Annotated in this window: 21 protein-coding genes; 9 read left to right on the top strand and 12 right to left on the bottom strand. The window is 67.6% G+C overall.

The window, feature by feature from the left end:
* Positions 1–113 precede the first annotated feature (113 nt).
* Positions 114–524, bottom strand: coding sequence for a hypothetical protein (locus QHF84_RS12745; protein ID WP_281313528.1), 411 nt, complete (start codon positions 522–524; stop codon positions 114–116).
* Between the two features lie 462 nt (positions 525–986).
* On the opposite strand from QHF84_RS12745, the gene QHF84_RS12740 reads away from it, so the two are divergent.
* Entirely contained in the window at positions 987–2,366 is a 1,380-nt protein-coding gene (locus QHF84_RS12740) for a TldD/PmbA family protein (protein ID WP_281313527.1), read from the top strand.
* Between the two features lie 25 nt (positions 2,367–2,391).
* On the opposite strand, the gene QHF84_RS12735 is transcribed toward QHF84_RS12740, so the two are convergent.
* From QHF84_RS12735 to QHF84_RS12700, 8 genes are all read right to left on the bottom strand, one after another.
* Positions 2,392–2,760, bottom strand: a complete 369-nt coding sequence (locus tag QHF84_RS12735; protein WP_281313526.1) for a VOC family protein — start codon at positions 2,758–2,760, stop codon at positions 2,392–2,394.
* Between the two features lie 69 nt (positions 2,761–2,829).
* Positions 2,830–3,627: a hypothetical protein gene (locus QHF84_RS12730; protein WP_281313525.1), complete on the bottom strand. Its 798-nt coding sequence runs from the start codon at positions 3,625–3,627 to the stop codon at positions 2,830–2,832.
* Between the two features lie 14 nt (positions 3,628–3,641).
* Entirely contained in the window at positions 3,642–4,688 is a 1,047-nt protein-coding gene (locus QHF84_RS12725; RefSeq protein ID WP_281313524.1) for a nicotinamidase, read from the bottom strand.
* Positions 4,689–4,716: 28 nt separating this feature from the next.
* Positions 4,717–6,660 carry a hypothetical protein gene (locus QHF84_RS12720; RefSeq protein ID WP_281313523.1) on the bottom strand — a complete coding sequence of 648 codons (1,944 nt, stop codon included), beginning with the start codon at positions 6,658–6,660 and terminating at the stop codon, positions 4,717–4,719.
* A 13-nt stretch (positions 6,661–6,673) separates the two neighbouring features.
* Positions 6,674–7,498: a protein phosphatase 2C domain-containing protein gene (locus QHF84_RS12715; protein WP_281313522.1), complete on the bottom strand. Its 825-nt coding sequence runs from the start codon at positions 7,496–7,498 to the stop codon at positions 6,674–6,676.
* A 15-nt stretch (positions 7,499–7,513) separates the two neighbouring features.
* On the bottom strand, positions 7,514–8,203 hold the full coding sequence (locus QHF84_RS12710; protein ID WP_281313521.1) for an NUDIX domain-containing protein: 690 nt from the start codon (positions 8,201–8,203) through the stop codon (positions 7,514–7,516).
* A 109-nt stretch (positions 8,204–8,312) separates the two neighbouring features.
* Entirely contained in the window at positions 8,313–9,341 is a 1,029-nt protein-coding gene (locus QHF84_RS12705) for a pirin family protein (RefSeq protein WP_281313520.1), read from the bottom strand.
* A 1-nt stretch (position 9,342) separates the two neighbouring features.
* Positions 9,343–9,966 carry an SDR family oxidoreductase gene (locus QHF84_RS12700; protein WP_281313519.1) on the bottom strand — a complete coding sequence of 208 codons (624 nt, stop codon included), beginning with the start codon at positions 9,964–9,966 and terminating at the stop codon, positions 9,343–9,345.
* Positions 9,967–10,024: 58 nt separating this feature from the next.
* Between QHF84_RS12700 and msrP the strand changes: the two genes are divergently transcribed.
* Both msrP and QHF84_RS12690 read left to right on the top strand, forming a co-directional pair.
* The gene (msrP, locus tag QHF84_RS12695; protein ID WP_281313518.1) at positions 10,025–11,038 is read left to right on the top strand and encodes a protein-methionine-sulfoxide reductase catalytic subunit MsrP; all 1,014 of its coding nucleotides are present in this window, start codon (positions 10,025–10,027) and stop codon (positions 11,036–11,038) included.
* A complete protein-coding gene (locus tag QHF84_RS12690; RefSeq protein WP_281313517.1) occupies positions 11,038–11,700 on the top strand; it encodes a protein-methionine-sulfoxide reductase heme-binding subunit MsrQ in 663 nt (220 codons plus the stop codon). The genes msrP and QHF84_RS12690 overlap by 1 nt, the downstream gene beginning before the upstream one ends.
* On the opposite strand, the gene QHF84_RS12685 is transcribed toward QHF84_RS12690, so the two are convergent.
* Complete coding sequence (locus tag QHF84_RS12685; RefSeq protein ID WP_281313516.1) at positions 11,697–12,518, bottom strand: DUF6585 family protein; 822 nt, start codon at positions 12,516–12,518, stop codon at positions 11,697–11,699. The two genes, QHF84_RS12690 and QHF84_RS12685, sit on opposite strands and share 4 nt — an antisense overlap.
* Positions 12,519–12,601: 83 nt before the next feature.
* Here QHF84_RS12685 and QHF84_RS12680 point away from each other — a divergent pair, with 83 nt between their 5' ends.
* Together QHF84_RS12680 and QHF84_RS12675 are read left to right on the top strand one after the other, a co-directional pair.
* Complete coding sequence (locus QHF84_RS12680) at positions 12,602–13,387, top strand: ABC-2 family transporter protein (RefSeq protein ID WP_281313515.1); 786 nt, start codon at positions 12,602–12,604, stop codon at positions 13,385–13,387.
* 8 nt (positions 13,388–13,395) lie between these two features.
* Positions 13,396–14,247, top strand: a complete 852-nt coding sequence (locus QHF84_RS12675) for a thioesterase family protein (RefSeq protein ID WP_281313514.1) — start codon at positions 13,396–13,398, stop codon at positions 14,245–14,247.
* On the opposite strand, the gene QHF84_RS12670 is transcribed toward QHF84_RS12675, so the two are convergent.
* The gene (locus QHF84_RS12670; RefSeq protein WP_281313513.1) at positions 14,198–15,031 is read right to left on the bottom strand and encodes a sterol desaturase family protein; all 834 of its coding nucleotides are present in this window, start codon (positions 15,029–15,031) and stop codon (positions 14,198–14,200) included. The genes QHF84_RS12675 and QHF84_RS12670 overlap by 50 nt on opposite strands.
* Complete coding sequence (locus QHF84_RS12665) at positions 15,018–15,386, bottom strand: hypothetical protein (RefSeq protein WP_281313512.1); 369 nt, start codon at positions 15,384–15,386, stop codon at positions 15,018–15,020. The genes QHF84_RS12670 and QHF84_RS12665 overlap by 14 nt, the downstream gene beginning before the upstream one ends.
* Positions 15,387–15,455: 69 nt before the next feature.
* Here QHF84_RS12665 and QHF84_RS12660 point away from each other — a divergent pair, with 69 nt between their 5' ends.
* Genes QHF84_RS12660 through QHF84_RS12645 form a run of 4 tightly spaced genes read left to right on the top strand, consistent with a single transcriptional unit; the run spans position 15,456 to position 18,810 of the window.
* Positions 15,456–16,034: a hypothetical protein gene (locus QHF84_RS12660; RefSeq protein WP_281313511.1), complete on the top strand. Its 579-nt coding sequence runs from the start codon at positions 15,456–15,458 to the stop codon at positions 16,032–16,034.
* Positions 16,004–16,600 carry a hypothetical protein gene (locus QHF84_RS12655; RefSeq protein ID WP_281313510.1) on the top strand — a complete coding sequence of 199 codons (597 nt, stop codon included), beginning with the start codon at positions 16,004–16,006 and terminating at the stop codon, positions 16,598–16,600. Before QHF84_RS12660 ends, QHF84_RS12655 begins: the two co-directional genes overlap by 31 nt.
* Positions 16,597–17,205, top strand: a complete 609-nt coding sequence (locus tag QHF84_RS12650) for a hypothetical protein (RefSeq protein WP_281313509.1) — start codon at positions 16,597–16,599, stop codon at positions 17,203–17,205. The genes QHF84_RS12655 and QHF84_RS12650 overlap by 4 nt, the downstream gene beginning before the upstream one ends.
* A gap of 33 nt (positions 17,206–17,238) precedes the next feature.
* A complete protein-coding gene (locus tag QHF84_RS12645; RefSeq protein WP_281313508.1) occupies positions 17,239–18,810 on the top strand; it encodes an FMN-binding glutamate synthase family protein in 1,572 nt (523 codons plus the stop codon).
* The last annotated feature ends 74 nt before the right edge of the window (positions 18,811–18,884 follow it).

The following is an 18,884-nucleotide window of genomic DNA, read 5'->3' as shown; positions in this document are numbered from 1 at the left end:
TTCGGACACGATGTCACGAGGCAGGGAGGAACCCCGACGGCGCGCGGGCTCCTGCACTTCATCGCGCTCCGGCGGCGATTTTCGCCCGACGGACCTGGGGACCTCCCTTGTGGTCAGTCGCAAACCCACCCGATTCCGGGGATCGATACGCAGTCGAACCAGGGATTGCCCATGAGTGAGAAGCTGCAATGGTACCAGGTGCCACCGAGATCGCTGTCGCAGTCGATGCCTACGCAGCCGGTTGGGTTACTCAGGTCGCAATAGCTCGTCGGGTCGGGCCCGCCCGTGGACAGATCGAGGTAATCCCTCGCGCAGGCCGCCTCGGGTCGCGTCGGGCAGACCCAATATTCGACGACGCTGTCCGTGAGCGTCGCTTCGGCTTCCATGCACACGTTCTGACCGGCGACGTCGAGACCACACTCGGCGGAAGGATCGGGATCAGCGCTCGCAGATCCGGGGGCGCCCACCATGAATGCAAGCAACGTTGCGGCGCCGACAGCGATTCGATTGAAAGATACGTTCATGAGCTTCTCCTTCGTTCTCTGGGTCATCCAGCGACGCCAGCACGTATGGCAAGGCGCGTGCCCGAGAGCCGTCGGGAGCGTGCGCGTGCATCCGCGCCTCGTGCGCAGCGGCTCGTGTGGGTCGCGCTTTGGTTTCGCATGCCCGCCCCGGGGTCGCGGCGGCCGACGGGGAAGTTGCCACATGTCACGTCGGCGTGACGCTGTAACGATTGAATGACAGCCGCCGTCACGGCCGCATGACACGGGGACGCAGGCGGGGGGCCGCCGGCAATTGCTACATGACCCCGTTTGGGCGTGCTCGCGTGCTTGCGGGACAAGCGGCTCCACCGCAAGCCGTTCGCCCGCTCCCGCTTCCGCGTGATTCGTGCTTGCTTGCGCGATCCACGTACGGGTACACTGCGTTGTACGATGACGGAGAACTGCGACCACAAGGCACCCTTTGGGCCCTCGGGGGAGAGCCCAATGGACCAGGCGCTGTGTCGACGGGTGTTGGATATCGCGCTCGAGAACGGGGGCGACTATGCGGACCTGTTCTTCGAATATCGAGCGAGCAGCGGATTTTCCTTCAGCGACGGCACGCTGAAGGCCGCCTCGCGCAATGTATCCGCGGGCGTCGGGGTGCGTGTCCAACGGCGCGGCATGACAGGCTTCGCATCAACGGAGGACCTCTCGTTCGAGGCGCTGGAGCGCGCGGCCAAGACCGCATCGGAAATCGCCGTCGGAGGGGGAGGCAAGCGAGCTTTCGCCCTCGAGTCTCGCCCCCTTCCGCGCCGATACGAGGTGGAGGACGTTTCCCTCGACGCGCCTCTTCGCGAAAAACGGCTTCTGTGCGAGCGTGCGGCATTGGCCGCCCTCAGCTTCGATCCTCGCGTCACCGCGGCGGAGAGCTCCTTCTCGGAAGAAGTTCGTGAGATCCTGGTCGCCACGTCCGACGGCATTTTCGCGCATGATGTGCAGCCACTCTTCCGCGTCGGCGTGCGTGCGCGAGCAGAGGACCACCGATCGTGGCGGGAAGGAACCAGCGGGGGAGGAGGGCGCGTCGGATTGGGCTATTTTCACGGCACTCCCCCAGAATGGCACGGTCGGGAAGCCGCGCGCCAAGCCGTCCAACTCTTGGATTGCCGTCAGGGCCCGACGGGCGACGTCGTGGTCGTCCTGGGGTCCGCAGACTGCGGGATCATCTTCCAGCAGGCGGTGGCTCAATCGCTGGAAGCGGATTACGTATTCACACGAACGAGCGCGCTCGTGGATCTCATGGGACGCCAGATCGCAAGCGAGTTCTTTACCTTGATCGACGATGCGTCCGTCCCAGGCTCGCGCGGCAGCCTCAACGTCGACGATGAAGGCATCGTCCCTCACCCGACCGTGTTGATCGAGCAAGGTCGGGTGTGCGGCTACCTGCATGATCGGCGGTCGGCGCGGCTGCTCGGTCATTCGACGACGGGAAACGGGAGGAGGGCGAGCTTTGGCGCGAGCTCCATGCCCCGCTGCACCAATACGTTGGTTCTTCCTGGTCCCGACGAGCCGGAGTCCATTCTTCGGAGTGTGAAGCATGGCATCCTGGTGTTGAAGCTCGGCGGCGGGCAGATCGACATGTCGAACGGTGACTTCGTCTTCGGCACGACGGAGAGCTACCTCATCGAAGACGGCAGGGTGACCGCGCCGCTCGCGCCGCAGAACATCCTTGGCAATGCGATCGAAATGCTCGGCAACGTGACGATGCTCGGCTCCGACGTTTTCATCTCGGATGGCATCTGGACGTCCGGCAAACACGATCAAAGCGTGCCGATAGGCGTCGGATGCCCCGTGATGAGGATCGAATCGCTCTTCGTTGCCTCGTAGCGGGCTGCTTACGAGCTTGCTGCGTTCAGACGCCCTTCATCCAGCCGACGGCGGCGCCCGTCGGATCTCGAATGATGGCGACGCGTCCGACGTTCGGCACGTCCATCGGGGGCCGCACCACGGTGGCGCCGCGGGCCACGGCCTTTTCGACACGCGCGTCCACGTCGTCCACCCCGATGAGCGAGAACCAGTACGACTCCGTGGCGTCGGGAATGGCGCCCGCCTCCATCCCGCCGAGCCCCGCCACGATTTGCCCGTCCGACTTCGCGACCCAGTATTTACCGTCCGGGATGGCGAACTCCTCGAACGTCCAGCCCAGCGTCTCGGCGTAAAACGCCTTCGCGGCCTCCACGTCCTTCGTCGCCAGCTCGTTCCAAACGAATGTGCCGTGCATGGTTTGTCCTTCCTCCTTCGCGCGCGTGCGCATACCAGCACGGCCGGGCCCTTCGTAGCAAGCCTCTTTTCAGCCGAGAAACCCGCCCGCCGCGGCTCGGGAAAACCCCGCGTGTTGACTCGCGCGCATCGCCGATTGCGAGAACATCCGGAACGCCCGCCGGATCTCCCCCGCGTCGCTCCGCGGCGTCAGGATCCATCGATCTTCGATTCCCATCGCCCGGAACACGTCCCGGAACGGCGTATGCCCGTCATCGATGCCCATCGCCGCCACGATGTGCTGCTCACTCGCCAGCATGTCGCGCACGAGCGCCCGCACGTCGCTCGGCCTGGCTTTGCACGACCCCTCGTCGGCCCCGTCCGTGAGGATCAACGTCACGCTCCGCACGGGCACACCGCTCTGGGCAAACTCCTGCGTTTTCGCGATGACCGTCCCGAGGAGCACCACCGTTTGATCGTAGAGCGGCGTCCCCAGCGTGGGATCGTAGTTCTTCGGGGTCATCCGCTCGGCGAGCGCGACCGGCCGGTATGGATACAGCACGAATCCATTCAAGTACCGCGTATGCGCCAGGATCGAATCCTTCTGCTTCGACGACGCGAGCGCCTCGACCACCGTGTTGTGCCCTTCCCGCACGGCATCGGCGTTCCCGGAAAAACGGATCGACCCCGAATCGTCGGGCATGATCGTCACGAGCACGACCTCGGACGCCTGCACGTCGTCCACGCCCACGCCGAGCCCGGCCTGGATCTGCGCGCCGATGTCGATCGCCGCGAGCGCGGCGAGCGCCTCCGGCGAGAGCGTCCCTTCCTCCTCCGCCGCCTCGAACAGCCGCCGGATCTCGTTCTCTTTCCCATTCCCGTTCTTCATGACGACCTCCTCTCCTATTTCAACCAGCTCCCGATCGCGTCCGTGCTCTTCACCAGGTTCATCCCCGCCGCCGCGAACTTCGCGAGCGCCTTGTCGGCCTCGGGCGTGAAATCCGCCGCGAACCCGCCCTTGCCGTCCGGCACCGTCACGGCCGACATGCAATCGGTGAGCAGATAAATCTTCCTCGCCAGCGCCGCATCGACCGAGGCAATCTCGCCCAGGATGTCGTCGATCGAGCTCTTCACGCAATGGCTCGCCGCCTGCCCTGCGATGATCACCGCGTCCGCCGCGAGCAGCGTCTTCAAGAACAGCGTGTTCTTTTGCCCGAGCGGCTGCCCGTCGAAGCGCGTGAGCACCTCCGGCGACAGCACCGAATAGTTCTCCGTCAGCGGATTGCCTCCCTTCACCTCCACCCACGACTGCGCCCCGCGCACGTACGAATGGAACAGCCGCGCCTCGTGAATCGCCCCCACGAGCGCGTGCCCGTCGCTCCCGAGCAGACAATGCGGCGGCCACAGATAGAGCGTGTACTTCCCGGCCTTCTCCAGCTCCTCGCAATAATGCCGCACCTGCTTCACGAGCCACGGGTAGTTCCCGCCGCAGAGCCATTTCGCCATGGCCGGGTTCGGCCGCACCTCGCCCGCGTCGATGTCGCGCGTCGTGATCACGCGGTGCGCCGAAAGCGGCTTGCCCTCGCGGTCCACCCAGAACGACGGGAAGAAGATCTGGTGCGAGAAATGCGTGTCCATCGTCGTCGTGATGGCCGTGAGCGCGTCGAGGTTCTTGTAAATGAACTCCGTGATCCGCCGGCTATCGTCGATCGCGCCCCGCCCGCTCTTTCCCGCCACGAAAAGCGCGCCCTCGGGATGGCAAAAATCCTTCTGCACGTCGATGAGCAAGAGGTGCACGTTCGTCTTGTCCGCGCCGGCCGGACGGATATCGAGCGCCTTGCGCCAGTCCTCGGCGGCCACGAAAAGCAGCTCCTCCTTGGGACGATGCCCCCAATTCTCGGGGCTCTTGTGATCGTAAAAGACCGGAAGCGGAAGTTCCTTGTGTTTCATGATGTCCCTCTCGTTCCTTTCTGCAAAATCAACCCATGGCGAGCGCCGTGATCTCACGCGCCCCCGCGACCCAGAGCCCCGCGGATCCCGCGAGGATCCGCGCGCCTTCCTGCACGAACGGCTCGGTATCCGGAAACCGCCGCGCCTCGGCCGGCCCGCCCGGGCCGAGCTCGACCCGCACGAGGCCGCCATCCGTGGCCGCGAGCAGCGCGCCCCCAATCGCCTTTTTCCCTGCAATCGACCCGAGCCACGACCCGTCGCCCGCCTCGGCCTCGGCCACGCCGAGCAATACGCCGCCCTCGGCCACCACGGCGCACCGGTTCATCGTCCGACCGGCGCGCACGTACGTCACGAAAAACCAAACCCTGTCGCCGTCGATGGCGGCGTCCGCGGCCACGATCTGCCCACTCGGCCAGGGCAACTTCACCGTGTCGCGAATGCCGCGCCGCTCGGTATCCCACGTGAACGCGACCGAGACCGCGCCCGCTCGGTAAAACCCGAACCCGAGCCGCTCACCGACCCAGATTCGCGTCTGCCCGGCGAGCACCTCGCCCCAAAGCTCCGCCGCGCCTTCCGCGAGCCCTGCAAGGGGTGAACCCGAAGGCCGCGCGGCGCGCCGGAACAGGCGCCCTCCATGGACGAACCATCGATATCGCTCATTCACCACGAACGCAGGTTCCTGCCCGAGAACGTCCACCGAAATCGCCTGCTCCGCTTGCCCCGCCTCGAATGCCACGACCCGCCCGCGCCGCCCGATGAACGTGGTTTTCCCCTGGATCCAGAACCGGAGCGCCCCTTCGAGCGGCCCCCGCGCGAGCTCCGCCCCGTCCTCCCGCTTGTACACCCCTCCCTCGTGCACCACGTACGCCGGCGCGTCGCCGCAAAGCGAAGCCGCGACAATCGTTCCCGACGTGGCGAATCTGCGGGACGCCTTCACGTGCCCTCGCACGACCACCACCTCACGCGGAACGCCGTGATCACAGACCGGGCAACGCACCCGCGCATGCTCGGCCCCGCACGACACACACGCCGTGAAACGCAGGTTTTCCAGCAGCGCGAGCGGAAACGGCGCCCGCGCGTCACGCTCGAAGATCGACGAGAACAAGTGCAGGAGGTCGTCCGGTAAAACCCGGTACGGAATCGCTGGCTTCGGATACCGCACCTCGGGCTCGAACACCGTGATCCGCCGCAGCGGCCTCGCCGCCTCGGCGACACGTTTCGCTGGATCCCGCGGCCGATACACGCCGCCGTAGGGCCCCACGCAGAGCAGGGTGCCCATCACCATCACGGCGAACGCATACCAATCCGATTCCGCCGAAAATGGCCGCACGGGCCGCGGCCGCGGCGCGCTCGCGTCACAGAGCAGCGGATCGACGAACCGCTCGGTGTACACGGGGCACGGAAAGCGGCCGAACTGAAAGCTGTCCGCGTCCACGATGTGCGTCTCGCCATCCCGCACGAGCACGTTCAGATCGTTGAAATCACCAATCACCGCACCCGCGTGATGAATCGCCGCCACGGTCGTCCGGAGATCCCGGAGCACCTGCGCCGCCGCTTCGCTCCCGAGCGCCCTGCGCCGCGCCGGCTCGCCGAGGCCCATGAGCGGCTCGGCCCCCGCAATCAAGCGCATCGTGTACCCGAGGATCGTGCGCCCCTTCCGATCCTTGGCGAGCGCCATCGGCGAAGCCACACGCTCCGGCAATCCCGCCGGGAAATGCGGCATCTTCTCCTGCACGAGCGCGAGCCTGTCCGTCGCCGCGCGCACCTCGACCGAAATGCCTTCGACGTCCGGATGATCCGGCCCCTTCCACAACTTCAGCGCGACACCGCCGCCGAGGTCGAAGACGTCCGCCTCGCCGCCCTTGCCGATCGAGGCCTGCGGGCTCACGCGAATGCGTTTGTCGTCGATGTACACATCCATGGCACACGTCTCCCGTCCTCGCCTCGCGGCGAGCCCGAACGGCCACTTCATGGCAAATTCTCTCCTACGCGGCGGCGCTGATCTTCTTGCGACGCACGACGAGCAGCGTCGTATCGTCTTCGAGCAGCCCCGGCTCCTTGTGGATCCGCCGCTCCTCCCAGATCGGCCGCGTCACTTCACGATTGACGAGCGAAAGCGACCGCCGCACCGCATCGACGTTCCGAAAATACCGTTCCTCCGACCAGAACGTCCGCAACGGCGGCACACGCTCTCCATGCGCGCCGGGGATCACCGCTCCTGCGAGCGCATCGTAATCGGCGGCTCCATCCGTGCCGACGAGCGCCGAGGTGAACGCCGACGCGGGCAGCACGCGATGAATCGAAAACTGCGGCCCCGCCCCTGAAAGCGCATACCCGAGGTACGGCGGCGCATTGCCGGGAAACGGCCCGAGCCGCACGACCTCGTCCCCCACGACGAAGATCCCGTCCCCGACGCCGAACACGACGGCCCGCTCGTCCGAGATCGCCACCCCGAGCACGGTGAACAGGAAAAACTCGGCTACGCCCCGCGTATGCCCGACGCCCATGTCCTGCGCGGCCGAGGCGAGCGAAATGAGCAGCCGCTCCCGCACGCGTTCGAACGTCGCCGCCAGGGCGATCGACGCGCCGGCCTCCATCTCGCGGAGCACCTGCGTGGCGACGATCCGCGCCCCCATCGACGCGCCGATCTCGCTGTGCGCGCCGCTCCCGCACCCGTCACAAACCACGCCGACGATCCCGCATTCGCCCGAACGAACCGCGAATGCATCCTGATTCGGCTTCCCGGCGAGGACGTGTGATCGCCCCGTCACGCTGCCGGCGGCCACCTCGAATCGCCCGTCCTCGCGCATGACATCCTCCTCGCCTCAAATCTCGAACAAAAAGCCCTCTTTTTCGAGCTTGCGATACGTCTTCTCGTCGAACGTGTAGAGCCGCGCCGCCCGGTGCGCGACGTCCTGCTCGACCTCGTCGAGCTCGATCAAGAGCCCCGTCGCGGCGACCTTCTTGCGGAAATTCCGCTTGTCGAGCTCCTGCCCGAGAACCCTTTCGTACACGCGCTGGAGCTGCGTGAGCGTGAACTTCTTCGGCAAAAGCTCGAACCCGATCGGCGCGTATCGCACCTTTCCTCGAAGCCGCGCAATCGCCTTGTCGACGATGTCTTCATGATCGAACGCGAGCCGCGGCAAATCGTCGATCGCGAACCACGCAGCCTCGCGCGCATCCGTGGCGGCAGAGACCGCGTGCTCGGCGAGCTTCACGAGCGCGTAATAGGTCACGGAGACGACGCGCTCGCGTGGATCCCGATCGACGGCGCCGAACGTGTAGAGCTGTTCGAGGTACACCTTTTCGATGCCGGCCTCTTCCCGAAGCTCGCGCCGCGCGGCCTCGTCGAGCGTCTCGTCGAGGCGCACGAACCCTCCGGGCAAGGCCCAGCGCCCGGCGAACGGCTCGACGCCACGCCGGATGAGCAGGACCTTGAGATCCTCCTCGTCGAGGCCAAAAACGACGCAATCCACGGCGAGCGCCGGGCGCGGATGCTTGTAGGTCACGCTCATGATCAGGTCCGTGTAGGATGTACACGAACCTTAGTGTCGAACCGACACCATGTCAAGAGCGCGCGTGATCACGCCTGGAAGATCGGCGAAAGGTGGAGGACCGATCAGGTCAGGCGCCGACCTTCTCCACCCGCCCATCCGCATGCCGCGCGAACCGCCCCTCGCGGCCGTGCACCGGATCGTCGCTCGTCCACGGCCACCCGCCGAACCGCGTCCGCTGGTAATCCATCATCGCGCGCTGGATCTGCTCGCGGCTGTTCATCACGAACGGACCGTATTGCACCACCGGCTGCCCGATCGGACGCCCCTGCAAAAGCAGGATCTCCGTCTCCGCGTCGCCGGCCTCGAGCCGCACGTCCACGTCGCTCCGGACCCGCGCCGCCACGTGCCCCGAAAGCGCGTGCTCTCCGATGCGCAAGGACGCGCCCTTGAAGAAGTACAATGTCCGCACCGATTGCGGATGCGCCGCCTTCGGCAGCGTCCACGCGGCGCCTGGGGCCATTCGAATGCTCCAGATCGCCACGTCCGTATCCGGCCGCGACGCCCACGAGCGCGGCGGCGGCGACGGCGCGCGTTTCCCGTCGAGCTGCCCCGCGATGACCGTCACCTCCGTGGATCGTCCCGCCTCGTCGAGGAACGTGCATCGCGGGATCGTGCTGCTCCACAACATCGCGAAATGCGGCGGCACGAGCTTGTCCTCCGCCGGCAGGTTCAGCCAGATCTGGAACAACTCCACCGGGTTCGGGTTCGTCCGATCGAGCAGCGGGAACATCTCGGAATGGCAGATCCCCTCGCCCGCCGTCAGCCATTGCACGTCGCCCGCGCCGAAGCGCGCCGCGGCGCCGAGCGAATCCGCGTGATCGATGAGCCCGCGCCGCACGATCGTCACCGTCTCGAAGCCGCGGTGCGGATGCTGCGGGAAGCCGGGCACGACCTCGCCGTGGTACATGCGCCAGCCGTCCTTGCCGGCAAAGTCCTGGCCGATGTTGCGGCCCGCGAGCGACGCCGCCGGCCCCATGCGCTCGTTGCCCGCGGGGTACGCGTCGTCGTGGTGCACGCAAAACAGGAACGGATCGGCCGTCTCCCAGGGGAAACCGAGGGGCCGCGTTTCGAGAACGACATCGCTTCTGGAGCTCATCTCAATATCCGATTCCCACGGCGGTCTGGACGTACTTCATCGCCATCATCTCTGCCACCATGAACTCGGCGAGGTCTGCGCGGCTCACCTCGTACGATTTGCCGGCGGGCCCGTCCTTCACGATCTTGTAATCACCCCTCTTCGGTCCGTCGAGGAGGCGCGGCGGGCGCACGATGGTCCAGTCCGAGTCGCTCGCGTGCAGCCGCTCCTCCGCCCTTCGTTGATCGGCATACACGTGCCGCGCCATCCATCGGCCCACGGTCCGGTACCAGAGCGGCTCGTTCGGATCCTCGATCGTCCCGGCCGACGTCACGCACACGAACCTGCGCACGCGGGCCTCGGCCATCGCCCACAGGATGGCCGCGAACCCATCCGAAAACAGGTTCGTCTCGCCGAAGTCCTTTCCTGTCCCGAGCGCCGAGATCACCGCGTCCACGCCGCGCATCGCGGGCCCGACCTGCCCCCACTCGAGCACGTCTCCTTGCACGAGCTCGAGGCGCGGCGACCAGGCGCCGACGGCCGCGGGCCTGCGCGCGAACGCCCGCACCTCGTACCCCGCGTCGAGCGCCTGCGCGACGACCTCCCGCCCGGTGGGCCCCGAAGCCCCGAAGACCAAGACCTTCATGCGGTGATCATCGTACGTCACGCGCGACGTCGCAACGCGGATCGCTTACAATGCTTCCATGCGCAGGCTGCCTCCGCCGCCCCCGAGCTCCGAGATCACGCCCGAAGCGCGATACCTGCGCCGCCGCGAGATCCTGAAGAGCGTGGGCCTCTTCGTGGGGACGGCCGCGGCGATGGGCACAGGCCTCGTCGCGCTCACGGGCCGCGGTCGCCGCGCAAACATCACCGCCGAGCCGCTGCCCGCGGACCTCGTCGTGCCGCCGCCCACGCCCGCCGCGCCCTCGGGCTCGGCCGCCGCGCGGAATCCTTTCACGACGGACGAGCCTCGCACGCCGTACGAGGACGTGACGACGTACAACAATTATTACGAGCTCGGCCTCGACAAGGAAGACCCGGCGCGCAACGCGAAAACGCTGAAACCCAAACCGTGGACCGTGGTCTTCGAGGGCGAGATCAAAAAGCCCCAGCGCGTCGACATCGACACGCTCTTGAAATGGTTCCCCCTGGAGGAGCGCGTCTACCGCATGCGATGCGTGGAGACGTGGTCGATGGTGATCCCGTGGCTCGGTTTTCCTCTGGGAAAACTCCTCGAACGGCTCGAACCGACGTCGCGGGCGAAGTACGTCGCGTTCAATACGCTGATGGATCCGGAGCAGCTCCCGTTCCAGCTCACGGACGTGCTCGAATGGCCTTACCGCGAGGGCCTGCGCCTCGACGAGGCCATGCACCCGCTCACGATGCTCGCGGCCGGGCTCTACGGAAAATCGCTCCCCGGGCAAAACGGCGCGCCGCTCCGGCTCGTCGTGCCGTGGAAGTACGGGTTCAAAGGGATCAAGTCGATCGTGCGGATCGCGCTCGTCGAGAAGGAGCCGCAGACGTCGTGGAACATGGCGGCCCCGCGTGAATACGGGTTTTACGCGAACGTGAACCCGCTCGTCGCCCACCCGCGCTGGAGCCAGGCGATGGAGCGGCGCATCGGCGACCTCGAAAAACGCCCGACGCTCCCGTTCAACGGCTACGCCGAGGAGGTCGCGCACCTCTACGCGGGCATGGACCTCCGGATGCATTACTGATGACGAGCGCAATCTCCACCCCGGACAAACCCGCGGCGCCTCGCGGGGGCGCGGGCAAGCTCGGCTGGCTCGTCCCCGCGATCGTCACGGGAGGCCTCGTTCCGGCCGTCGTGCTCGCGGCGCGCGCGGCGCGAGGCGACCTCGGGGCGAACCCGATCGCCGAGGCGATGAACCAGCTCGGGCTGCTCGCGCTCGTCCTTCTGGTCCTCTCGCTCGCCGCGACGCCGCTCCAGATCGTCACGGGCTGGAAATGGCCGATCCGCATCCGCAAATCGCTCGGCCTGCTCGGCTTCTTTTACGTCTGCGCGCATTTCCTCGTGTACGCGCTCGTCGACCAATCACTCGCCCTGCGCGCCATCGCCGAGGACATCACGAAGCGACCGTTCATCCTCGTCGGGTTCGCCGCGTTCGTCCTGCTCATTCCGCTGGCCGCGACGTCGACGGCCAAGGCCCTCAAGCGGATGGGCTTCGCCCGGTGGAAACGATTGCATCGGCTCGCGTACGTGGTCGCGATCCTCGGCGTCATCCATTTCGTGATGCGTGTGAAGAAAGACGTGACCGAGCCGGCCATCTACGGGGCCGTGCTCGCGGGGCTCTTCCTGATCCGGATCATGGACTGGGTGCGGAAACGCGGAAACAAGCGCGGAGCCGCGCGCGGCTAGGCCGGCCCTCCCGCCAATCGACCGACGCCGAACCGCGCCGCCACGGCGAGCAGGGTGCCCACGTTTCGCACGTCCTCGGTCGGGAGCAAGATCCGCTTGCCCGAGGTGAGCCGCACTTCGAGCCAGCGAAACGAGAGCTGCATGGCGTCGACGTCGTACTCGCGCGAGCTGCGATTCCCATAATGAATGCCGGAGGGGTCGACCCGGAGCGGGCCGAACCAGAGCCGTTCTCCCGCGTCGAGCGCAGCGAGCGTGTCGGCGAGCACCGGCGCGGCCGTCTCGTGTTGCACCCGCGTGGCCAGGTCCCGCGCGTTTTCGATCTCCGCCGGGAGCCGGATCACGGCGCCGTCGCGCGCGCCGAGGCGCACGATGAACTCGGGCGAACGTACGGGCTCGTAGAATCGCGCCCAGACCCCGGTCACATCCTCCCAGAGGAACGTGTGTTTCCCCGTATGCGTGGCGACGACGAGCCCCTCCTCGTGCACGGTCACGCGCGCCCGCGTGTCGCGCAGGAAGATACGTAGCGAAACGGCCGCGACGGTCGCGAACATGCCCACGATGAAGAACGTGGCGACCCAGAGGCCGGGATCCGAGCCGCCCGCGAGCGACGAGACGAGCGACGCGAGCGCGGCGAGGCCCGTGGACGCGCCGACGAAGAGCGAGGACGCGCGGCGAAGCTTGCTCGGGCGGTACGTCGCGAGCGGCGGGCCGAACCTCAGCGGAGCCGCGCGGTAGGGGCTCATCGCATGGGCGCGCGTGTCGCTCTGGGCTTCGAGGCGCGGGGGCACGGGGGAGCGCGAGTATAGCCTCGTTTTCAACGCCTGGGGGCTACGCTCGGACGAGCCGAGCTACGCCCCCATACCCCCCTTGCAACGTGCTACCCTCCGCGCGCGAACGCGTGATGCGGTATCTCTCCCTGCTCGGCCTCCAGCTCCGCAAGTCCGTGACCCTCGCGATGCAGTATCGCTGGGATTTCATGGTCAGCGGCGCCCTCGCCCTGCTCTGGACGGTCACGGGCCTCGTGCCGTTCCACGTCGCGTTCCATGATCGGCCGCCCGTCGGGGGCTGGACGTACGAGAGCGCGCTCGTCGTCGTGGGCTTTTTCACGCTGCTCCGGGGCGTGCTCGACGGCGCGGTGAACCCCTCGCTCCTCTCGGTCGTGCAGCAGATCCGCGAGGGCACGCTCGATTTCGTGCTGCTCAAGCCCGCCGACGCGCAGTTCCTCGTCTCGACCACGAAGTTCGAAGTCTTCCGCATGTTCGACGCGCTCGCCGGGCTCTCCCTCGTCACCTTCGCTTTCGTGCGCCTCGGCCGCGCCCCGACCGCGGGCGGCGTCTTCACCGCCCTCGCCATGCTCGCCGCGGCCACGGTGGTCCTTTATTCGATCTGGATCCTCGTCATCGCCGCGGCCTTCTGGGTGGTTCGCGTCGACAACCTCGCTTATCTCTTCGACTCGCTCTTCGATTTCGCGCGCTGGCCCGTGTCCGTGTTCAAGGGGGTGTGGAAGTTCGTCTTCACGTTCGTCATCCCGCTCGGCGTGATGACGACCTATCCGGCCGAAGCGCTGCTCGGCGCGCTCGCCACGCAGACCGCCGTGGCCTCGATCTGCGGCGCGACATTGCTCGCCGTGGTCGCGCGGATCGTCTGGATACGCGCGATCGGCCATTATACCTCCGCTTCGAGCTGACCCCCCCGATGCCCTCCGATCTCGCCCTCGACACCGCCGTCACGCCCGTCCCCGGTTCGCCCGGGCATTACACGACGAACCTGCCCGACGCCTGGAGCTGGAACCTGCCTTCGGGCGGCGTGCTCATGACCGTGGCCCTGCGCGCGATCGAACACACGATCGCCGATGCGACGTTCCGCCCCATATCGGCGACGACGCTCTTCTGTAGCCCCGTCCCGGCCGGTCCGCTCGACGTCCGCGTCGAGATCCTCCGGCGCGGCAATGCGGCCGTGCAGGCGCGCGCCGCGCTCCGCGCCCAGGCGTCCCCGGGCACGGACCTCGAAGTGAGCGCCACGTTCGCGCGCGAGCGGCCGGGATTCGAGCTCCTCGACACGTCGATGCCACGCGTGCCGGATCCCGAAGATGCGCTGCCGATCGTGGAGCCGCGCCGCACGACCCTTGGCCGGAGCCATTACCCGTTCCTCGACAATTTCGACTCGCGCCTGGCGCTCGGGCACGTCTGGTGGAAGCCGGACTGGCCTGCGGGCTCGGCTCGTTATGCGCGGTGGATGCGTTACAAGGTCCCGCAGCGCCTCGCGGACGGCACGCTCGATCCGTTCGCGATCCCGCCCATCGCGGACCTCATGCCGCCGGCCCTGCGCCAGAAGCTCGGCCCGGACGGCCCGCATTTCCACGCGCCGAGCCTCGACCTCACGGTGCATTTCCTCGACTCCACGCCGAGCGAATGGCAACTCGTGAGCGTGTGGGCGCGGAGAGCGCGGGCAGGTTATGCGACGGCGGAGGCGGAGGTCTGGAGCGCCGACGGAAAGCTCACGGCGTACGCGACGCAGACGATGTTTCTGCGGAAGCCGGCGCGGTAGCCGGCAAGAACGGCGCGACGAGGAGCCCGAGGTAACTCTTCGGCGTCGCGAACGGGACGCCGAGGTCGTACGTCTCGTCCTCTTTGGGGCAATGGTGCGTCCCGAAGATCACGTCGAGCAGGGGCGCGATGTTCGCGAAGTTGTGCGCTGTGCGTTCGAGGCGCGCGTGGTGCCAGTGGTGGAGCTCGGGCGCGCCGAGGAGCCATTTCAGCGGGCCGAGGGGCAGGCGCACGTTGGAATGAATGAAGATGGCCCACGCGCCGCGGAAGACGATGAAGCCCGCGAGCGCCCGCGGCGAGAAGCCGAGCAAGAGCGCCGGCAGGTTCGTCGCGAGCTGCGTGAGGACGCCGTCGACCGGGTGCTCGCGATGCGCCGCGACCCAGTCGAGGTGCTCGCTCGTGTGATGCACGGCGTGGAAGCGCCAGAGGAAATCGAAGCCGTGACAAGCCCGGTGATACCAGTAGACGCAGAGGTCGCCGAGCAAGACCACGAGGACGGCCTGGATCCAGAAAGGTTGCGCCGCGAAAAACCCTCGGAGACCTTCGGGGAGGTAGCCGCCGATCCACGCCGAGGCCATGCGCGTGACGGAGATCGCGAGGGCATTCCAGACGAGGTATTGCCCGAAGAAAAAGCAGAGGTCGAGACCGAAGGCAGGCCGGAAGATCCGCTGGTGTCTGGCCGAAAAAACCCGTTCCAGCGGGACGAACATCACCACGAGCACGGCGAGGCTCGCGAGCGCGGCAAAGAGCGCGTCGAGTGCTTGCAAAAGCTCACTGCGGGGCATGGGCGTTGTTCGAGGGCGGCACATTTTGAAGAATGCCCGACTCGCCCTTCGGGGCCGCGGAGCCCTGGGAGCTGGGCCGGAACATCCTCCCCGATTTCGTCGTGCCGAACATTTCGTCGCCCACGTCGAGCGAGCCCGTGGAGTCCGGCGCGGCGGCAGATGCGGCCGGCGCGGCGGAAGGCGCGGGCGGCGGGACGGCGGCGCGTGGCTCGGGGACGGCCGAGGGCGCGGGGGGCTCGCTGCGGGAGCAGCCGGTCGAGAGCGAGGCTTGTGTCACGAGGACGCCGAGGACGCCGATGGAGAGCGTCACCGTGGCCATGCGGAGGAGGAGCGAAGAGCGAGGCGATGCAGCCATGGCGCGTTCGACGTACGAGGCGACCGCGCGCGTTGACGAATTCTTCGAGGACCCGCACGATGCCTCGCGATGGAACGAACGAAGGTGCGATCGGCGGCCCTCCTCGCGCTCGTCGCGGCGCTCGCCCTGCCCTCGCGCGCGCTCGCGGACGCCGTCCCGCCCGCGCCGACCTCCTGTCCCGCGGACACGCACGGCATCACGGGGCACGCCGGGACGGGCTGCGCGCCCGACCACTGCCCCGTCACCGGGTCGGCAGGCGGCGTCTGCGCCGGCGGTCGGCCTTGCTGCTTGATCGAGGTGTGCAACGCCCGCGACCGAAACCCCTGCGGGCCGGGACAGGAGTGCGTCGAGGTGCGCGCGTGCGTCGCGCCGGGCGTCATCCGCACGCCGGGATCGGGGCGCAGCTTTCGCGAGGCCGTGAGCCACGTGAACGAGGACAAGGGCTGCCTCACCCCGGGCTCGACGCAGGAGATCGTGGGCACGTGCATGGCGAAGTCGACCACCTCGGTGAGCGCCCCGGGCCGCCGCCGCGGCCCCATCTGCTCGGTTGATCTCGACGGGGCAGGCGATTCCCCGGCGCTGCCGCTCGCCGCGGCCGCGCTGGTTTGTCTCGGCGCATGGGCGCGGAGGCGCAAGCCCCGATGCTGAAATGGCTGCTCATCGGGCTCGTGGTGTTCCTGATCTACCGGCTCGCGCAGAAGCGGCCGCGTTACGAGCGGCTGTTCTCCCCGGACCACCTGATGGAGATCTCGCGTGGGCTCGGTCGCGCGAAAGAGGCCGCGCTCGCGGGTGTGGGGAAAGGGCCGCCCGCGGATCCGTTCGCCGAAGGCAATGCATTCGTCACGTCCGCCGATATCGCCGTCGCGTACACGGTCGCGAAGGCAGACCAGAAGGACGGCCACGAACACCACGTCTCGCTCTCCTACCGCGGCGGCGCGTTCGCGCGCGCGGCCGCGGGATTTCTGGCCGCGGCGATCCTCCGCTTGCTCGGCGTGGAGGAAAAACCCTGCGTGCTCGCGGTCTCGAATAGCGGCGTCTACCACCTGATTTTCAAGATCCCGGCCGCGGAAGAGTCGCGCTTCGCGGCGAAGGCCGTCCCGGCGCTCGACGAGGAGGCCGCGCGGGCGCTCGTCGGCACGGCCATGGACGAGCGGGGAGCGCTGCTCGCGCGCCTCGGCAAGCTCGACGTGAAGCTGCCGAAAGGAGGCGCGTGAAGCCGACGCACATCGCCGACCGAAAGGCCCGCGAGGAGCTCGCGCGGCTCTTCGAACGATTCGGCCAGAGGCAGCGCCCGATCCGGGTCGTCAAAAAAACCGAATACTGGCACCAGCGGGCCGCCGGCGCGGCGCTCTGGGCCGTGACGTTCGGCGGCCAGAACAAGTACCTCACCCATTACGTGACCACGCTCGGCCACACGATCTACGTGCCCGACGATTTCGACGACTGGGAGCCCACCCGCGCGCTCGAAATCCTCCGCCACGAGGCCGTGCACGTCGCGCAATTCGAGCGGTACGGCTGGGTGATCATGGTGCTCTTCTACGGCATCCTGCCCTTGCCGATGGGCCTCGCCTGGTTCCGCGCCCGCCTCGAGTGGGAGGCGTACGAGGAGACGCTGCGCGCGGTCGCCGAGATCGAGGGCCTCGCCGCGGCCCGCGCCCCCGCGCTGCGGGCGGAGATCGTGCGGCGCTTCACGGGGCCGGATTATGGCTGGATGTGGCCTTTCCCGCGCACGGTGGAGCGCTGGATCGACGAGGCGCTCGTGAAGATCGAGGGAGAGCTCGCGCGGAAGGCGTCGACACCGTCTCCCGAGAAGCGTTAGCCTCTCTCGCCCGCGCCCCGGAGGTAGCCCGCCGTGTGGATCATCCTGGCCGTCTTCGCCGTCCTCGTCGTCGCCGTCGCGATCTACGACGTGACGCAAAAGAAACACGCGATCCTTCGTAATTTCCCGATCATCGGCCATTTCCGCTACATGCTGGAAGCGGTGGGGCCGGAGCTTCGGCAATACATCGTCACGAACAACGACGAGGAGCGCCCCTTCAGCCGCGACCAGCGCCGCTGGATCTACTCGTCGGCGAAAAAAGAGAACAACTACTTCGGGTTCGGCACGGACAACGACCTCGAACAGAGCCCGAACTACCTCATCGTCAAGCACGCGGCCTTCCCGCTGCCGGAGCTGCACGCGGGCGAGCCCGGCTACGATCCGGGCTACCGCGTGCCATGCGCGAAGGTGCTCGGCGGCAAGCGGAACCGGAAGAAGGCATTTCGCGCGAATTCGGTGATCAACACGTCGGCGATGAGCTACGGCTCGCTCTCGGGCGCGGCCGTGGAAGCGATGAACCGCGGCGCGACGATCGCGGGCTGCATGCAGAACACCGGCGAGGGCGGCGTGTCGCCGCACCACCGGCACGGCGGGGACCTCGTCTGGCAAATCGGCACGGGGTATTTCGGCTGCCGCGACGAGCAAGGGCGCTTCAGCATGGAGCGATTCCTGGAGACGGTCGCGTCGGCGCCGATCCGCGCGATCGAGATCAAGCTGAGCCAGGGCGCGAAGCCCGGCCTCGGCGGCGTCTTGCCCGGCGCGAAGGTGACAGCCGAGATCGCGAAGATCCGCGGCATTCCGATCGGACAAACCTGCATCAGCCCGGCCGCGCACACGGCGTTCTCCTCGGCCGACGAGCTGCTCGATTTCGCGGAGAAGCTCGCCGAGGCGTCGGGCCTGCCCGTGGGGATCAAATCGGCGGTCGGTCAGGAGAAATTCTGGCACGAGCTCGCGAAGCTCATGACGCGCGGCGATCGCGGCGTCGATTTCATCACGATCGACGGCGGCGAAGGCGGCACGGGCGCGGCTCCGCTCGTGTTCAGCGACCACGTGGCGTTGCCCTTCAAGATCGGGATGAGCCGCATCTATCGCATCTTCGCCGAGGCCGGGATCGCCGAGGATGTGGTCTTCATCGGCTCGGGCAAGCTCGGCTTTCCGCACGCCTCGCTGCTCGCGTTCGCGCTCGGCTGCGACATGGTGAACGTCGCGCGCGAGGCGATGCTCTCGATCGGCTGCATCCAGGCGCAGGAGTGCCACACGGGCCATTGCCCCACGGGCGTCGCCACGCAAAACCGCTGGCTCGTGCGTGGGCTCGACCCGACGGACAAATCGGCCCGATTGGCGAATTACGTGACCGCGCTGCGCAAGGAGCTGCTCCAGCTCGCGCGGGCCTGCGGCGTGCCGCATCCGGCGCTCGTGACGCTCGACGAGCTCGACATCCTCGACGATCGGCTGCACGCGCGCCCGGCGTCCGCGGTGTTCGAGTATCAGCCCGGCTGGGGCCGTCCGTCGGCCGCGGACATGGAGGCGATTCGCGCGATCATGGCCGGCAAACCTGCGCCCGCGCTCCCGAGCGGCGAGGGGCTCGTCATCGCCCCGGCCTGACCCGCGTTTCCTCGAACCTTCGAAAACGAAAGCGCCGCCCGGGGGGGCGGCGCTTTTTCATTTCACGCGTGCTC

Source organism: Polyangium sp. y55x31, from assembly GCF_029946505.1.
In the GTDB taxonomy this organism is placed as follows: domain Bacteria; phylum Myxococcota_A; class Polyangia; order Polyangiales; family Polyangiaceae; genus Polyangium.
Note: the sequence above shows the minus strand (reverse complement) of the source record. Positions and strands in the feature narration are given on the sequence as shown.

Bases quoted from the DNA above. Each gene is read 5' to 3' on its own strand.
- QHF84_RS12660 (WP_281313511.1), top strand. From the start codon at position 15,456: ATGGAACGAACGAAGGTGCGATCGGCGGCCCTCCTCGCGCTCGTCGCG.
- QHF84_RS12720 (WP_281313523.1), bottom strand. From the start codon at position 6,660: ATGAAGTGGCCGTTCGGGCTCGCCGCGAGGCGAGGACGGGAGACGTGT.
- QHF84_RS12655 (WP_281313510.1), top strand. From the start codon at position 16,004: ATGGGCGCGGAGGCGCAAGCCCCGATGCTGAAATGGCTGCTCATCGGG.
- QHF84_RS12670 (WP_281313513.1), bottom strand. From the start codon at position 15,031: ATGCCCCGCAGTGAGCTTTTGCAAGCACTCGACGCGCTCTTTGCCGCG.
- QHF84_RS12745 (WP_281313528.1), bottom strand. From the start codon at position 524: ATGAACGTATCTTTCAATCGAATCGCTGTCGGCGCCGCAACGTTGCTT.
- QHF84_RS12715 (WP_281313522.1), bottom strand. From the start codon at position 7,498: ATGCGCGAGGACGGGCGATTCGAGGTGGCCGCCGGCAGCGTGACGGGG.
- QHF84_RS12710 (WP_281313521.1), bottom strand. From the start codon at position 8,203: ATGAGCGTGACCTACAAGCATCCGCGCCCGGCGCTCGCCGTGGATTGC.
- QHF84_RS12700 (WP_281313519.1), bottom strand. From the start codon at position 9,966: ATGAAGGTCTTGGTCTTCGGGGCTTCGGGGCCCACCGGGCGGGAGGTC.
- QHF84_RS12680 (WP_281313515.1), top strand. From the start codon at position 12,602: ATGCGGTATCTCTCCCTGCTCGGCCTCCAGCTCCGCAAGTCCGTGACC.
- QHF84_RS12665 (WP_281313512.1), bottom strand. From the start codon at position 15,386: ATGGCTGCATCGCCTCGCTCTTCGCTCCTCCTCCGCATGGCCACGGTG.
- msrP (WP_281313518.1), top strand. From the start codon at position 10,025: ATGCGCAGGCTGCCTCCGCCGCCCCCGAGCTCCGAGATCACGCCCGAA.
- QHF84_RS12690 (WP_281313517.1), top strand. From the start codon at position 11,038: ATGACGAGCGCAATCTCCACCCCGGACAAACCCGCGGCGCCTCGCGGG.
- QHF84_RS12675 (WP_281313514.1), top strand. From the start codon at position 13,396: ATGCCCTCCGATCTCGCCCTCGACACCGCCGTCACGCCCGTCCCCGGT.
- QHF84_RS12735 (WP_281313526.1), bottom strand. From the start codon at position 2,760: ATGCACGGCACATTCGTTTGGAACGAGCTGGCGACGAAGGACGTGGAG.
- QHF84_RS12725 (WP_281313524.1), bottom strand. From the start codon at position 4,688: ATGAAACACAAGGAACTTCCGCTTCCGGTCTTTTACGATCACAAGAGC.
- QHF84_RS12740 (WP_281313527.1), top strand. From the start codon at position 987: ATGGACCAGGCGCTGTGTCGACGGGTGTTGGATATCGCGCTCGAGAAC.
- QHF84_RS12705 (WP_281313520.1), bottom strand. From the start codon at position 9,341: ATGAGCTCCAGAAGCGATGTCGTTCTCGAAACGCGGCCCCTCGGTTTC.
- QHF84_RS12730 (WP_281313525.1), bottom strand. From the start codon at position 3,627: ATGAAGAACGGGAATGGGAAAGAGAACGAGATCCGGCGGCTGTTCGAG.